The following is a 14328-nucleotide window of genomic DNA, read 5'->3' as shown; positions in this document are numbered from 1 at the left end:
TCCAGGAACATGACGGACGAAAACACGACCAATCGCGAGGTAGCACCCGACGGCGGGTTGAGTTCGGCGGCCCAAGACGTCATCGACGAGATTGAGGAGAACGACGTCGACTTCCTTCGTCTCCAGTTTACCGATATTCTCGGCACGGTGAAGAACGTCGCCGTCCCGGCCACGCAGGCCGAGAAGGCGTTCGCCGAGGGCATCTATTTCGACGGTTCGAGCATCGAGGGCTTCGTTCGCATCCAGGAGTCCGACATGCGCCTCAAGCCCGACCCCGAGACGTTCGCCATCCTCCCGTGGCGCGACGGCCGGTCCGCGCGCCTCATCTGCGACGTCATCAACACGTCCACGGGCAAACCGTTCGAGGGCGACCCGCGGTACGTCCTCAAGAAGGCGATCGCGCGCGCGGAGGAGATGGGCTTCAAGGTCAACGCCGCGCCCGAACCCGAGTTCTTCCTGTTCGAGGAGGACGAGGAGGGCCGCGCGACGACGAAGACGAACGACGCCGGCGGCTACTTCGACCTCGCGCCGAAGGACCTCGCCTCCGACGTCCGCCGCGACATCATCTACGGCCTCGAACAGATGGACTTCGAGATAGAGGCCAGCCACCACGAAGTCGCGCAGGGCCAACACGAGATCAACTTCGAGTACGACGACGCCCTGACGACGGCCGACAACGTGGGGACGTTCCGCACCGTCGTCCGTGCCATCGCCGCGCAACACGACCTGCACGCGACGTTCATGCCCAAGCCCATCGCCCGCATCAACGGGTCCGGCATGCACACCCACTTCTCGCTCTTCACCGAGGACGGCGAGAACGCGTTCCACGACGAGGACGACGAGTTCAACCTCTCCGACACCGCCCACTCGTTCCTCGCGGGCGTCCTCGAACACGCGCCGGCCATCACCGCCATCGCCAACCCGACGGTGAACTCCTACAAGCGACTCGTCCCCGGGTACGAGGCTCCCGTCTACGTCGCGTGGTCCGACCGCAACCGCTCGGCCCTCGTCCGCAAGCCGGCGGCGCGCGTCCCGGCGGCCTCCCGCGTCGAACTCCGTTCGCCCGACCCGTCCTGCAACCCCTACCTCGCGCTGGCGGTCATCATCGAGGCCGGCCTCGACGGCATCAAGAAGGGCCTCGACGCGCCCGACCCGGTCCGCGAGAACATCTACGAGTTCGACGAGAAGAAACGCGAGGAGTACGGCATCGAGACGCTTCCGGGTAACCTCGGCGAGGCGGTTTCGGCCCTCGAAGAGGACGAGGTCGTCCGGGGCGCACTCGGCGAACACGTCTCCGAGAAGTTCATCGAAGCGAAGACGCAGGAGTACGACGAGTTCCGCGTGGACGTCAGCGACTGGGAACTCGACCGCTACCTCGAGACGTTCTGACGGCCGCCGACCCCAACTCTCTCCTTTCTTTCTTCGCTCGCGCACCGAGAGCGACGCCCGCGAACGGAGTCCGCGACCCGTCAGCGACGGATCACCGACGACGCCGCGAACGGTAGTGCGAGGAGGCCCGCGCCGCCGACTGCGCCCGCGACGACGACGAGGACGGCGACGGTGGACAGTTCCGCGACGGCGACCATCGCCCCGAGGAGAACCGGGAGTCCGACGCCGCCGACGACCGCGGAGGCGGCCGAACGGTCGAGCGTCGCCGCGTCCGCGCGGCGGCCGAGGTACCGCCACGTCGCCGCCGCGCCCGCCGCTGTCCCGACACCGAGGAGCAGTTCGCTCTCCGAGGGGGCGACGACGAGGGCCGCGGCGACGAGAGCGAAGGCGACGGCGAACGCGGCGGTCACCTGCGCCCGCGACGGGTCGAGAACCGGCGCGGCGGCGGACTCCCCCCGGTCCGACAGGCGCGCCATCGCCGCGAGGAAGGCGACGCCGACGGCGACGCCGGCGGCCACGTCCGCGAGGTAGTGGACGCCGAGGACGACGCGGGACGCGGCGACGAGAGGAATCACCGCGCCCACGACGGAGAGGCGGCGGCGTCGAGTGCCGACGCCAGTGAGGAGCGCGATTCCGCCCCAGAAGACGGTCGCACCGAGGGCGTGACCGCTCGGGAAGCCGAACCCGTCTTCGGCGGCGAGGGGCGGACGGGGCAGCGCAAACACGTGTTTCAGGCCGAGCGTGAGGCCGAGCGCCCCGAGACCGAGTGCGAGTGCGAACGCCGCGCCCCGACGCGAGAGACCGGACCGCGAGCCGACGACGTACGCGAGCGTCACGGCCGCGAGACAGATCCACGCGTTTCCGAGGTGCGTCACGAGGCCGAAGGCCGAGACGACGAACTCCGGGAGCGAACGCGCCGCCGCGAGTTCGCCGATTCCGCGCGCGGCGACGGGGAGTTCGCCGACGGGGAGCAACGCGCCGAGGGCGGGTTCGGAGGGGACGGTGCGAGACATATCGGTCCGGTGGCCGGTCGAGGAACATATACGTCCCGGAGACGGGCGGACGGGAGCGAGGAAGGGCGGACGGTGCGTCGGCGGTGCGGTGTCGAAGGCGGAGGAGCGTTCGGCGGTCAGGCGCGCTTGTCGCGGACCCAATCGACGAGGCGTCCGGGGAAGCCGACGGCGTTCAAGCCGACGCCGAAGATGACGAACAGGACGTACAGGCCGAGCGTCGAGAGGTAGATGATGAGCATGGCGGCCACCGAGAGCAGGTCGTCCTGCAGGAAGGCGAACGCCGCGATGGTCGTCACCGTCCCGTACAGGAGGACGAGATACGGGCCCCAACCGCGGGCTTTGCTGCGCCGCATCCGGCTTCTGACGTAGCGTTTCAACTCCGATTCGAGTTCGGGTTTCTCGACGGTCCGAGCGTCGACGTCGTCCTCGAAGCCGTCGAGGTCCGCGCGAAGCTCCTCGATTCGCCGTTCGAGTTGCTCGATGTCGGGGGCCCCGCGCGGGTCCACGTCGGCCTGACTCTCACCCTCGGTGGCGTCTGCGCGTTCGTCGTCGTCCACACTCATCGTTCTGTCATCACGTCGAACGCTACCGTGTTGTACTTGCCGGTCGATATCAGTTCGGTCATTCGGTTTCCCCTCGGTGGTAACCTTCCCCGCGAGGACGGCGTTTATCACCGCGCCGAACAGCACGAGGATGCCCGAGAAGTAGAACCACGTCATCAGAAGGAGGATGGCACCGAGCGCTCCGGCGACGGACGACCCCGCGACGGAGGCGTAGAGGCCGAACCCGACGCCGAGGGCCGACCAGCCGACGGCGGCGAAGACGGTTCCCGGAAGCGCCTGCCGCGGCGTGAGACCGACGTCGGGGAACACGTAGTACAGCGGGAAGAACGCCACGCAGAGGAGTCCCAACAGGAGGAGCGGGCTCAACAGGTCGAGTACGGGTACGTCGAGTGCGGCGATGGCCGCCGTGGCGGCGGCGACACCGAGCGTTCCGATTCCGATGGCGACGAGTGCGATTCCGCCGTCCTGCAGTTGATCGGCGATGCCGCCCGCGTTCGACCCGTAGATGCGCGAGAAGGCGATGTCGAGGCCGCGGAACAGCTTCAACGCGCCCCACGTGGTGATGACGAGACTCACGATCGAGAGCGCCCCCTGTCCGGCCGGGTCGCCGAGGGCCTCCGTGACCACCTGCGACCCCGCGGGGAGGAGATACTCGCCCGCGAGTTCCTGCACGAGCGTCTGCAGTTCCTCGCCGCCGACGTACGTCGCGACGACGATACCCAGCGTCAGAAGCGGAATGAGAGAGACGAGCGTGTAGTAGGAGATGCTCGCGGCGAGGAACGTCACCTCGCGCTCTTGGACGGTTTCGAACACCGACCGAACGACCGGGACTTGATTTCGAATCCGAACGCTCACGGGCGTACTTGGCCCGAGAGCCACAAGAATGTGCGTCCCGCCGACAGGAACCGGGACGCCCTCGCAGTCGGGGACGGGGTTTACTCCGCCGTCGCCTCGCGCATCTCGGCTATCGAGGCGTCGGTCTTGAACGCCGTCCCCGAGTAGTGCGCGCGCGTCGCCTCGAACCCCGCCTCGCGCAGTCGGCCGACGAACTCGTCCATGGCGCTGGCGGACCGCCCCCACTGCTTGCAGAGGCGGTGTTGGTCGTAGTGCGTGGGCCGGTCGAGTTCGCCGGCGAGGGTGTCGAGCATCTCCTTCGCGCGGCGTTCGGACCCCATCTCCTCGGTCACGCGCCCGCGCACCTCGCGGGCGAAGTCGGGGTCGCAGACCGGGCCGAGCCATATCGGTCCGGCGACGAGGAGGCGACCGCTCCCGCAGACGGAACACTCCTCCGGCGGGTGCGCGACGAGGCCGAACTCGTGGTCGCGGGCGAGGCAGTCCTCGCAGTGGTAGACGTGGCCGAGGTTCTCGACGGCCTCGTCGGCTTTCGTCGCCCGCGCGTCGAGTTCGAGGTACGTCCGGGCGTAGTGGCGGGTCACGTGCGAGAGAATCGGCACCGCCGCCTTGTCGTATCGCGCCGCGGTGCGGACCATCGCCGAGAGGAGGACCCGGAGGCCCATCTCGGAGTGGTAGTCGGTGTTCTGCGGGACGCACCCGTACTTACGGATGCCGCTCTTCTGGTGTGCGCCGCAGAGCGGTGCGGTGTCCGTCGCGGTGACGCAGACCAGATCACGGGTGTTCGCGAACGCCGCGTCGGCGAACGGGACGGGCGTTCCGAACGGGTCCAAGTCCACCACGTCGAACACGGAGTCGTGCATGAGTGCGTTCGCGTCGCGGAGGACCGCCTCGCCGGGCAGGTCGTTCCGGTCGAAGTTGCGCCGCGCGAGTTCGACCGCCTCCTCCTCGACGTCGGCGCAGGTCACGTCGAACCCCGCCGCCGCCGCGCGGACGCCGCGGATTCCGCTGGCGGCCATCGCGTCGAGGTACGTCTCGGCGCGGGGTTCTCGCTCTCTGTACGCCCGGAGCACCGCGACGGTCACGTCGCGGTTGAGTTCCTGCGTCGGGTTGTAGAAGACGTCGTCGCCGGCCCCTTCTGACGCGCCGTCTCGCGCGCCGGGGACCTCGACCGCTATCTCTCCCTCGCGAACGTCCATACAGTGACGCCCGCGCCGCGCGGCGAAAAAGGGACTGATGACGGACGAGGACGCCGAACGGAGCCCGGCGCGCCGCGAGACTCCGCCCCGCGAGGCTGGCATCGGTGCCGTTTTGTCCCGCAGTGGCCAAGTCACAGTCGTGAGAACGGTGGGCGACGACCACGACTCCGAGGGGGACGACGGACCCGACCCGGAGACCGAACCGGACGGGGGCGGCGCGGCGGCCGACGCGTCCGACTCGGCGACCGAACCGGCCGAGAGCGACGGTGACGAGTTCGTCGTCCCCACGGACGCGGAACTCGAACGGGAGGCGGACTGGCGGGCGGAGTTGGCCGACGCCGGGCGACTGACCGCCTCGGCGGTCGATACGCTCGTCACCCTCCACGGCGCGCGCGGCAGTCGCGCCATCGAGGCGGTCTCCGAGAAACGGGTGAAGCGCTACCGCGATTTCACCGTCGTCGTCGGCTACGAGGAGGAGTACGTCGTCGAGGACGGCGGGTGCACCTGCAAGGACAGTTCGTACAACCTCGACACCGAGGACCCGAACCAGCGGTGTTGGCACGTCCTCGCCGCCGCCGTCGCCGAGCGAATCGGCGAGGTGGACCACCACGACATGTGGTACTCCGACGTGCGCGAGTTCCTGTAACCTCCGTTCGACGCGCCCTCTCGACCGACCCCCGAATCCGTCGGGCACTCCGGTATACTTTCGTCGCTACTCCTCGAACCCGCGAGCGAGATGCCAACCATCGACGAGAAGCGCGTCTACACCGACAACACCGGCACGGAGACGGTGTTCGTCGCCACGAGCGTCGGCCTCGTCTCGGTGTCGGTGTCGGACGACTTGGTGGGCGGGTTCGGCGTCGCCCACCGGTGTTCGGCCCGCGACGTGGCCGTCGAACGCGGGACGGCCGACTCGACTGTCGCCGTCGCGGCGGACGAGGGCGTGTTCGCGGCGACGGCGGCCGAGGCGAACCCCGAATCGCCGGAGTCGGCGACGTTCGAGGAGACGGGGTTCGGCCCCGCCTCGGCCGTCGGGTTCGACGGTTCGACGCTCCTCGCCGCCGACGAGGACGGACGCGTCGCGCGGTTCGAGGCGGACGAGGACGCGGCGGGAGACGGCGGAGATGTCGGCGACGGGGAGTGGGAAACGGTCGGAACGGCCGGGGCGGTTCGCGCCCTCGACGGCGACTTGGTGGCCGCGGCGGACGGCGTCCACCGGGTGACCGACGACGGACTCGCCCCGGCGGGACTCGACGACGCGCAGGACGTGGTGGTCGGCGCGGACGCCGCCGTCGCGCCCCTCGCGGCGACCGGAGCCGGCCTGTTCAAACTCGGAAACGGCTGGATGGAGGAACTGACGGGCGCGTTCGACGCGGTGGCGGCGTCCGCGGACGGCCGCCGACACGCCGTCTCCGAGGGCGACCTGTTCGCCCGGGGAGACGACGGCGAGTGGGCCGTCGCGCCCCTCCCCGTCGAGGAGGACGTCGCCGCCGTCGCCCACGGCGTCGCCGCGACGTACGCCGTCACTGACGCGGGCACGTTCCTCGTCAAAGCGGACCGGAGCGAGGAGGCAGAGAGACCGGAACTGTCGTGGCGACACCAGGTGCTCGGCCTGCGCGACGTCGGCGGCGTCGCGGTCCGCTGAGCGTCCAAACGGCGACCGTTCGGCCGGAGCGTCGGAACCGCTCTCGGGGCGGAGCGACCGCGACGAGACGAAAACGGGTTTAACGCGCGGCGAAGATGCTCGCACATGATCGTACCCGGCGCAGCTTCGCAAGGGTTGGCGGCGGCACTCGCGGAGGAACTGGGCGAACCGCTTTCGGCGGCGACGTACGACCGCTTCCCGGACGGCGAGACGTTGGCCGCCGTCCCGGAGTTCGAGGGGGGCGAACGGGCCGTCGTCGTCGCCACCACCGACTCGAACGACGCGTGGGTCGAACTGCTGCAACTGCAGGACGCCGTCCGCGAGGCCGGGGCGTCGGAAGTCGTCACCGTCCTCCCGTACATGGGCTACGCGCGGCAGGACGAGGCGTTCGAGGACGGCCACCCCGTCTCCGCCCGCGCGATGGCGCGGGCCGTCTCGGCCACCGCCGACCGAATCGTCCTCGTGAACCCCCACGAGGAGAAAGTCGCGGACTTCTTCGACGCGCACGTGACCGTGGTGGACGCCGCCTCCTGCCTCGCGGACCCCCTCCCGGACGACTTGGAGGACCCGCTCTTTCTGTCGCCAGACGCCGGCGCGATCGAACTCGCGAGCGCCGTCCGCGACGCCTACGGGCGCGGCGAGACGGACTACTTCGAGAAGGTGCGCCACTCCGGAACCGACGTGGAGATCACGCCCAGCGACGCCGACGCCGCGAACCGCGACGTGGTCATCGCCGACGACATCATCGCCACCGGGTCGACGATGAGTCAGGCCATCGGCCACCTGGACGAGGGCGGAGCGAACCGCGTCTTCGCCGCCTGCGTCCACGCCCTCCTCGTGCGGAACGCGCGGACGAAACTCGAACGCGCCGGCGTCGAACGCGTGTTCGGCACCGACACCGTCGAACGCGACGTCAGCGCGGTCAGCGTCGCGCCGTTCGTCGCCGCCGCCGTCGATTCGGTCGAAGTGACCGAGTGAGCGTCTCGCGCGTCGCTGGATCCCCGCTGGGAGATTGGAAACGCTCATGTGGACCGGACGGCGAGTCGTTCGATATGGGACAGTACGGTTCACTCGACTACCCCCGCATGACCAAACTCGGTGTCGCCCTCGGACTCAGCCTGTTCGCCGTCGGTGCGGCGGGCAACATGGTCGTTCCCGCCCTCCTCGGTCCGCTTCCCGGCTGGGAGCGGACGCTGTTCTTCGACGCGGAAGCCATCGGCGTCGCGCTCACACTCCTCTCGCCGTTCGTCTTCGGCATCGCCCTGCCGCTTACGGAGTGACGCGGTGACCGACGCCGACCCGTTGTTTCCCGACGCCGACTCGCGGTTCGTCGTGGAGTCGGACTGTAAGCGGTGTCCGGCGCTCGCGGCGTGCCGAAACCGCATCTCGTGGGGTAACGGCTCCCGCGAGGCGGACGTGTTCGTCGTCGGGGAGGCCCCCGGCGCGGGCGAACCAAACGCCGACCGCTGGCGCGGCGGCAACCACACCGGGTTGGCCTACACCACCCGCCACTCCGGTCGGCGCGTCCGCCGACTGCTGGCCGCCGTCGGCCACCCGGACGCGTACTACACGAACGCCGTGAAGTGCTTCCCCCGCGCCGAGGACGGCGAGACGAACCGCGAACCGACCGCAGAGGAGCGTGCGAACTGCCGCGCGCACCTCGAAACCGAACTCGAACGGGTCGAACCGGAGGTGGTCGTCGCCACCGGCAAGCACGCGACGAAGACGATGCTCGCGTTCGACGGGAAGTCGCTCGACGGGTTCGTCGATTCGGTTCTCGAACCGGTCGAACTCGACGCCTTCGACGCGACGCTCCTGCCCGTACTCCACCCCTCCTACCAGGACGTGTGGGTGTCGCGGTTGGGCTACTCGCCGGCGGAGTACGAGGCGGCGATACGCGAACGGTTGCCCTGAGAACCGACCGACCGACCGTCGGAACCGAAGCGTCCGACGGCACCCGAACGTTCTTTGAGCGTCCGAGAGACGAACCGCACATGAGCGACGACGAGACCATCTTCGAGAAGATAATCGCCCGAGAGATACCCGCCCGTATCGTCTACGAGACGGACGCGGTTCTCGCGTTCCTCGACGCGAACCCGTTGGCTCCGGGGCACACCCTCGTCGTCCCGAAGGAGGCGTACGAACGCGTCGGCGAGATGCCCGACGACGTGGCGTCGGAGGTGTTCGCCGCGGTACACGAACTGACGCCGAAGGTGGAGGACGCCGCGAACGCCGACGCGGTGACCGTCGGTATCAACGACGGCGAGGCCGCCGGGCAGGAAGTCCCGCACGTCCACGTCCACCTCGTCCCCCGGTTCGAGGGCGACGGCGGCGGGCCGATACACGCCGTCGCGGGCGACCGACCGGACCTCTCCGACGAGGAACTCGACGCCATCGCCGACGAGATATCCGACGCCGAAGCCTGAACGACCGACGCGTCGCTTTCGACGCTCGGATGCGCTCGGCCCTTCTCGTCGACGAAGTTTCGACTGATTGACGCGAGCGTCCGCCGACCGGTGGTTTAAATCGGAAGCCCGGACCACGGCAGAGTATGTCGAACGACGAACCCTCGGCGGTCGCTCTCGTCGGGACCACCGGCGGGGCGGGGACGACGCGATGCGCAGTCGAGACGGCGGCGGCCCTCGCGGCCGACGGCCGAGACGTCGCGGTTCTCGACGCCGCCTTCGCCACGCAGGGACTCTCAGACTACGTTTCCGGGTCGTTAGACCCCGACCTGACCGCGCTTCTGACCGACGAGGCGGACGCGCCGCTTTCGGAGGGTCTCGTCGAACTCGGACTCGACGCGCCGGGCATCGTCGCGTGTTGTCCCGCGAACGCCCCCTTCGAACGACTCGCGCGGGCGAAGTCCGCGGACGCCGCGCGTCGGTTCGAGGCGCGGATCGAGGAGGCCGCGGCGGCGTACGACCACGTGGTCGTGGACGTACCGCCCGTCGCGGCGAATCAGGCCGTCGCCGCCGTCAACGCCTGCGACCGGGTGTGTCTCGTCGCGCCGGGTACCACGCGGGGCGCGGACGCCGTCCAGCGGATGCGCGGCCGACTCACCGACCTCGGGGCGGAGACGGACTTCGTCGTCGCGACGCGCGGCGAACTCCGGACCGCGGACGCGTCCGTCCCCGAGAGCGACGCGACCGAACCCGCTTCCTGTCCGTCCTGCCTCGACGGCGACGACGACTCGTTCGCCGCCGGCGTCGGACGCCTCGCCGCCGCCGCGTTCGAGACGGAGTTAGACGACGCTTTCGGGGGCGGCGGACTCCTCGAAAGCGTCGGTCGGTACGTGCGAGGGTAAGCGGGGCGAGAGAGCGAACCGGCGGAGAGGAGAGAGAAGAAGCGTACCCGTCAGAACGTCTCGCCTGGGGCGCTCATCGTCTCCGCGAGGGCCTCCCGTTTCTCCACGAGCGCGTCGCCCGAGAGCGGTGCCGCCGCGTCGCGCCGCGTCGCCTCGGCGAGTTCCGTCACCGGGTCGTGCGTCTCCACGTAGGCCGCGAGTGCGAACTCCGCCTCGTCCGCGCCGGAGAGTTCCAACGCGTCCGCGCGGGAGAGTTCACCCGTCAACCAATCGCGGAGCACCCGCCGCGCCATCGGGGCCAACGGCGTCACGCCCTCCACGCCGCACCGGTGGAGCACCTTCGCCGCGGTGACGGAGGCGACGGACGCCGCCCGCCCGGCGTCGCCGACGCTGTCTCCCTCCCCGTACCGTTCGAGGACGGTCAGCGCCGCCTCCGGCGTGCAGGGGAGTTTCTCAGCGTGCGCACGGAGGCGCGCCGCCACGTCCACCTCCGTGTCGTCTACGGTCGCGACGCCGCGTTCGACCTGCTTCGTGGTCACTTCCAGACCCGCGGCGATGTCCGATAGTCCCATTGCGGCGACGTACACCCTCACTAAGTTAAACAGTTTCGTGCGAGTATCAAGAGAGATAACTGAAGCGTACCGGTCACCGGTACGTTCACCCGGCCGAACGGGGGTCGAAACGGACCGTCCGTCCCTCCTTTAAATACTCCTTCGGAACCAAGTTTCAGATGTGATGAGCAAGGCACGCTCGACGCAGACCGAATCCGCGCGGACGAACCGAACGCAGACGAACGAGACGGACGAGACGGACGAGACGCAGGCCGGCGAGGCGGCCCGAACCGAGGGCGAGAGCGAACGGGCGCGGGAGGGGGCGACCCGGACGTGTCCCGAGTGCGGCGGGCGGCTTCACGCCGAGGACGGGGAGACGGTCTGCGCCGACTGCGGCCTCGTCGTCTCGGAGTACCGCATCGACCACGGCCCCGAGTGGCGGTCGTTCGCGGACGACGACCGGAACCCCAAGCGCACCGGCGCGCCGTTGACGCGTTCGCGCCACGACAAGGGCCTCTCGACCGAAATCGGCCGTTCGACGCGCGTGAAGGGGCGGAAGCGCCGCCGCCTCGCCCGGATGCGCCGCCAGCACAACCGCGCCCGCATCTCCACGAAACGCGAGCGGAATCAGGTGTACGCGTTCACGGAGATTCACCGCCTGACGGGCGCGCTCTCGCTCCCGGACCGCATCCGCGACCACGCGTGTTCGCTGTTCACGTCGGCGCAGAAGGAGGACCTGCTCCGCGGGCGGTCGCTGGAGGGTTTCGCCGCCGCCTGCGTCTACGCCGCCTGCCGCGTCGCCGGCGTCTCCCGGACCACCGACGAGGTGACTGAGGCGGCCAAGGCGACGGCGGACGAGCAGTCGGCCGCCTACGACGCGCTGAACCGCGAACTCGGCCTGCCGGTCGGCCCCATCGACCCCGCCGAGTACATCCCGCGGTTCGCCTCGGAACTCGACCTCCGCGGCGAGGCGGAACGCCGCGCCCGCGAGTACGCCGCGGAGGCGTCCGAGCGCGGCCTGTCGGTCGGGCGAAATCCGAGCGGCGTCGCGGCGGCGTGCCTCTACACCGCCGCGCGCGATACGGAGGCCGGAGTGACGCAGAAGGAGGCGGCCGACGTGGCGGGCGTCACGCCGGTGACGCTCCGGAGCACCTACACCGACCTGCGCGACGCCGACGGCGACGAGTAACCCGACGAAGATTCGACGCGCGTACCGCCGACCGCCGATTGACGGCCGACGACCAACCGCCGACTACTGACGACCGTCGATTGACGACCGACGACCGACTGCTGCCCGTTCTTCGTCGACGCGAGAAGGAGAGCGACGCGACCGTTTCGTTCAGACCCGCCGACACCGAGCGACGGCCGAGGCCAGTTCTTCGACGGCGCGCCCGGCCCGACTCGACGGCGCGCACCGCGTGACGGGGCGGCACTCGGCGACGGCGCGTCCGACGCGGGGGTCGGCCGGGACGACCACCGCCGGCGCGCCGAGAACCTCCTCGAACGCCTCCGTCGGCGGGTCCGCCACCGCGCGGTTCACCGCGACGGCGACGAGGCCGGCGTCGAGTTCCCGCGCGAGTTCCCGCGTTCGAACGGCGTCGGCGAGTGCGTACGGGCGCGGCGACGCGACGACGACGCACGCGTCCGCGACGGCGAGGGGCACGCCCGCGTCGGCTTTCATCCCCGCCGGGCAGTCGACCACCACGTCCCCGTACGCGCGTTCGACGGCGCGGAGGGCGTCGTCGAGGCGGGTCACGTCGGCCGCGCGTGCGCCCGCGAGGGAGCGTCCGCAGGGGAGAATCGTGACGGGACCGACGCCGTCTCTGACCGCCTCGACCGGGTCGGCCCGCCCCGCGAGGACGTCGTGGAGGTCCGGGCCGCGGCCGGTCGGCAGGTCGGCCATCCCCAAGTCGGCGTCCACCACCGCGGCGTCGAGGGCCGCGCCGAGTTCGAACGCCAGCGTGGACTTGCCGACGCCGCCCTTCCCACCGGTGACGGCGAGAATCACGCCATCCTCCCGACGCCCTCGACGACCGGTCCGGCGTCGGCGTCGGCCGCCCTGTCCGCGAGTCGTTCCGCACTCGCCGCGAACGCTCGAAGCGCCTCCTCGTCGGTCGCGACGCGTTCGGGGAGCGACGAGACGCCCTCGTACCCGCCGCTTGCTTCGAGGACTTCGGCGGCATCCGCGGCGGAGGCGTCGGTCAACCGTTCGGCGCGGACGACGCGCGCTCTGACCTCGGCCAACCACGAGGCGACGGACTCGGGAACGCCCGTCGCGGCGGCGGACGACGGTCGGGGAGCGACCGCCGGTTCGGTCGCGGCGTCGAGTCCGAGTTCGGCGTCGTCGCCCGGAGGGGATTCGATATCGCCGTCGGCGGTGCATCGAGCGTCGATGGCCGCCGGGCCGGATTTCGGCCCGTCGTCGGGTTCTGCGTCGTTCTCCGGATCGTCTTCGTCCCCGCCGAGGCGGTTCGCGGCGTTCCGCGGGGTCGTATCGCCGAGTCCGGGTACGGCGTCGGCCGGCGGGCGGGCGCGGCCGAGTGATCGAACCGCGTGCGCGACTCCATTTCCCTCGTCGCCGTCCTCTGCGCGGCCGAGCGATTCGACGGCGACGGGCGCCGAATCGTCTCGTTCGTCGGTTTCGACGGGACAGGCGTAGCCGACGGCGACGGTCCCCTCGGCGGGGACGACGCCCTCGTACCCCTCGTCGTCCCACCCCGACTCCGCGACGCCCTCGCGGCGCGGCGGACAGACGGGGCCGTCGAGCACGTTTCGGACCCGAACGCGGCGCGCGACGGGCGCGTCGTTGTGAACGCGGACGGAGACGAGCGTCGCCCCCGCGACGGATTCGACGGAGCAGTCGTGGTACACGGGGTGGTTGGCCGCCCGACCCTACATAAATCACCGGACGACGACGGGTGCGCGGAGGAAGTCGCCCGCGGAGTCCGGACCGCCGAACGCGCCGGCGACGGCGGGGGAGACGACCACCGGGGCGCGAACGTCCGCGAGGCGCGCGACGGCGAGTGCCGCCGCCACCGCGGGGCCGTCGTAGTCGCCCGGTTCCGCGCCCGCGTCGGCGTCGAACGCGTCCGGGACGGCGGCGACGGCGGCGGCGAACTCCCCGTAGACGAACCCCGCCAGCGACCGCCGGACGGAGCGTTCGAGGTTCCCCACCCGGTCTTGGAGCCTCAGTCGCTCCTCCCTCGCGTCGCGCGCCTTCCGGGCCTCGGATTCGAGGAGTTCGAGGCGCTGACGGGCGGCGATTCGGTCGGTGGCGACTTCCGAGAGTCGAGTCATCGTCTCCGAGAGTTCCGCCTCCGCCTCGGCGACTGCCTCGCCGGCGCGCCCATCACCGTCGCCGATATCGTCGCGTTCGCGGTGGGCGGTGAGACGCCCGCGGAGCGTCGCCACTCGCTCTCTCAGACGCTCCGTCTCCGCGCCCGCCTCGGCGGCGCGGCGGCGGGCCGCCTCCACGTCGGCGGGCGACGGCGGCCGAACCGACGCCAGTTCTTCTCGAACGGCGGCGAGTTCGTCGGACGCGGGCGCGGCGTGACCGCGAGTTCGCGCGAGTGCCACGAGTGCCCCCCGTCGGTCGAACGACGCCTCGGGGTCGATTCGTGCGACGTACTCGTGGACCGGCCCCGGCGGCGGGCAGACGACTTCGGGTCCGTCCGCGGGGGCGGGGCGTCCGACCCGAATCGCGCGGCGAACCGCCTCCGCGGAGACGGACGCCTCTCGAAGGTCGAGTACGCTCCCCGAGAACGTCTCGCCGGAGGGGAGGCGCACGCGCGGCGCGTCGCGTCCGGTCG

General features: G+C 70.7%; 16 protein-coding genes. 9 read left to right on the top strand and 7 right to left on the bottom strand.

Annotation, left to right across the window (positions count from 1 at the left end; translation table 11 throughout):
* Window positions 1–9 precede the first annotated feature (9 nt).
* Window positions 10–1389: a type I glutamate--ammonia ligase gene (gene glnA / locus ACZ522_RS12455; protein WP_379699023.1), complete on the top strand. Its 1380-nt coding sequence runs from the start codon at window positions 10–12 to the stop codon at window positions 1387–1389.
* Between the two features lie 80 nt (window positions 1390–1469).
* On the opposite strand, the gene ACZ522_RS12450 is transcribed toward glnA, so the two are convergent.
* The 3 genes from ACZ522_RS12450 to ACZ522_RS12440 all read right to left on the bottom strand — a co-directional run bounded on the left by ACZ522_RS12450 (window position 1470) and on the right by ACZ522_RS12440 (window position 5016).
* Window positions 1470–2402, bottom strand: a complete 933-nt coding sequence (locus tag ACZ522_RS12450) for a phosphatase PAP2 family protein (protein ID WP_379699025.1) — start codon at window positions 2400–2402, stop codon at window positions 1470–1472.
* 116 nt (window positions 2403–2518) lie between these two features.
* The gene (locus ACZ522_RS12445) at window positions 2519–3820 is read right to left on the bottom strand and encodes a YihY/virulence factor BrkB family protein (RefSeq protein WP_379699027.1); all 1302 of its coding nucleotides are present in this window, start codon (window positions 3818–3820) and stop codon (window positions 2519–2521) included.
* Between the two features lie 80 nt (window positions 3821–3900).
* Window positions 3901–5016, bottom strand: coding sequence for a tRNA (guanine(26)-N(2))-dimethyltransferase (locus tag ACZ522_RS12440; RefSeq protein ID WP_379699029.1), 1116 nt, complete (start codon window positions 5014–5016; stop codon window positions 3901–3903).
* 328 nt (window positions 5017–5344) lie between these two features.
* Between ACZ522_RS12440 and ACZ522_RS12435 the strand changes: the two genes are divergently transcribed.
* From ACZ522_RS12435 to ACZ522_RS12405, 7 genes are all read left to right on the top strand, one after another.
* The gene (locus tag ACZ522_RS12435; RefSeq protein ID WP_379699935.1) at window positions 5345–5662 is read left to right on the top strand and encodes a hypothetical protein; all 318 of its coding nucleotides are present in this window, start codon (window positions 5345–5347) and stop codon (window positions 5660–5662) included.
* 90 nt (window positions 5663–5752) lie between these two features.
* Complete coding sequence (locus ACZ522_RS12430; protein ID WP_379699031.1) at window positions 5753–6661, top strand: HVO_0234 family beta-propeller protein; 909 nt, start codon at window positions 5753–5755, stop codon at window positions 6659–6661.
* Window positions 6662–6766: 105 nt separating this feature from the next.
* Window positions 6767–7639 (top strand): ribose-phosphate diphosphokinase, encoded by an 873-nt coding sequence (locus tag ACZ522_RS12425; protein WP_379699033.1) that lies wholly within the window; start codon window positions 6767–6769, stop codon window positions 7637–7639.
* Window positions 7640–7713: 74 nt separating this feature from the next.
* Complete coding sequence (locus ACZ522_RS12420; protein ID WP_379699035.1) at window positions 7714–7941, top strand: DUF7860 family protein; 228 nt, start codon at window positions 7714–7716, stop codon at window positions 7939–7941.
* A gap of 4 nt (window positions 7942–7945) precedes the next feature.
* Window positions 7946–8575, top strand: coding sequence for a uracil-DNA glycosylase (locus ACZ522_RS12415; protein WP_379699037.1), 630 nt, complete (start codon window positions 7946–7948; stop codon window positions 8573–8575).
* Window positions 8576–8655: 80 nt separating this feature from the next.
* Entirely contained in the window at window positions 8656–9087 is a 432-nt protein-coding gene (locus tag ACZ522_RS12410; RefSeq protein WP_379699039.1) for an HIT family protein, read from the top strand.
* A 125-nt stretch (window positions 9088–9212) separates the two neighbouring features.
* Window positions 9213–9968: a ParA family protein gene (locus tag ACZ522_RS12405; protein ID WP_379699041.1), complete on the top strand. Its 756-nt coding sequence runs from the start codon at window positions 9213–9215 to the stop codon at window positions 9966–9968.
* A 50-nt stretch (window positions 9969–10018) separates the two neighbouring features.
* Here ACZ522_RS12405 and ACZ522_RS12400 read toward each other — a convergent pair whose 3' ends face one another.
* Window positions 10019–10540: a DUF7858 family protein gene (locus ACZ522_RS12400; RefSeq protein WP_379699043.1), complete on the bottom strand. Its 522-nt coding sequence runs from the start codon at window positions 10538–10540 to the stop codon at window positions 10019–10021.
* Between the two features lie 163 nt (window positions 10541–10703).
* Between ACZ522_RS12400 and ACZ522_RS12395 the strand changes: the two genes are divergently transcribed.
* The gene (locus ACZ522_RS12395; RefSeq protein WP_379699045.1) at window positions 10704–11708 is read left to right on the top strand and encodes a transcription initiation factor IIB; all 1005 of its coding nucleotides are present in this window, start codon (window positions 10704–10706) and stop codon (window positions 11706–11708) included.
* A gap of 150 nt (window positions 11709–11858) precedes the next feature.
* On the opposite strand, the gene ACZ522_RS12390 is transcribed toward ACZ522_RS12395, so the two are convergent.
* The 3 genes from ACZ522_RS12390 to ACZ522_RS12380 are packed head-to-tail and all read right to left on the bottom strand — an operon-like array spanning window position 11859 to window position 14305.
* On the bottom strand, window positions 11859–12527 hold the full coding sequence (locus ACZ522_RS12390) for a MinD/ParA family ATP-binding protein (RefSeq protein WP_379699047.1): 669 nt from the start codon (window positions 12525–12527) through the stop codon (window positions 11859–11861).
* Window positions 12524–13390: a DUF7857 domain-containing protein gene (locus ACZ522_RS12385; RefSeq protein WP_379699049.1), complete on the bottom strand. Its 867-nt coding sequence runs from the start codon at window positions 13388–13390 to the stop codon at window positions 12524–12526. Before ACZ522_RS12385 ends, ACZ522_RS12390 begins: the two co-directional genes overlap by 4 nt.
* A 30-nt stretch (window positions 13391–13420) precedes the next feature.
* Window positions 13421–14305 (bottom strand): DUF7856 family protein, encoded by an 885-nt coding sequence (locus ACZ522_RS12380; protein ID WP_379699051.1) that lies wholly within the window; start codon window positions 14303–14305, stop codon window positions 13421–13423.
* Window positions 14306–14328: the final 23 nt, after the last annotated feature.

The organism is Halopelagius fulvigenes (assembly GCF_055398025.1).
This window is presented reverse-complemented; position numbering and strand designations above follow the sequence as displayed.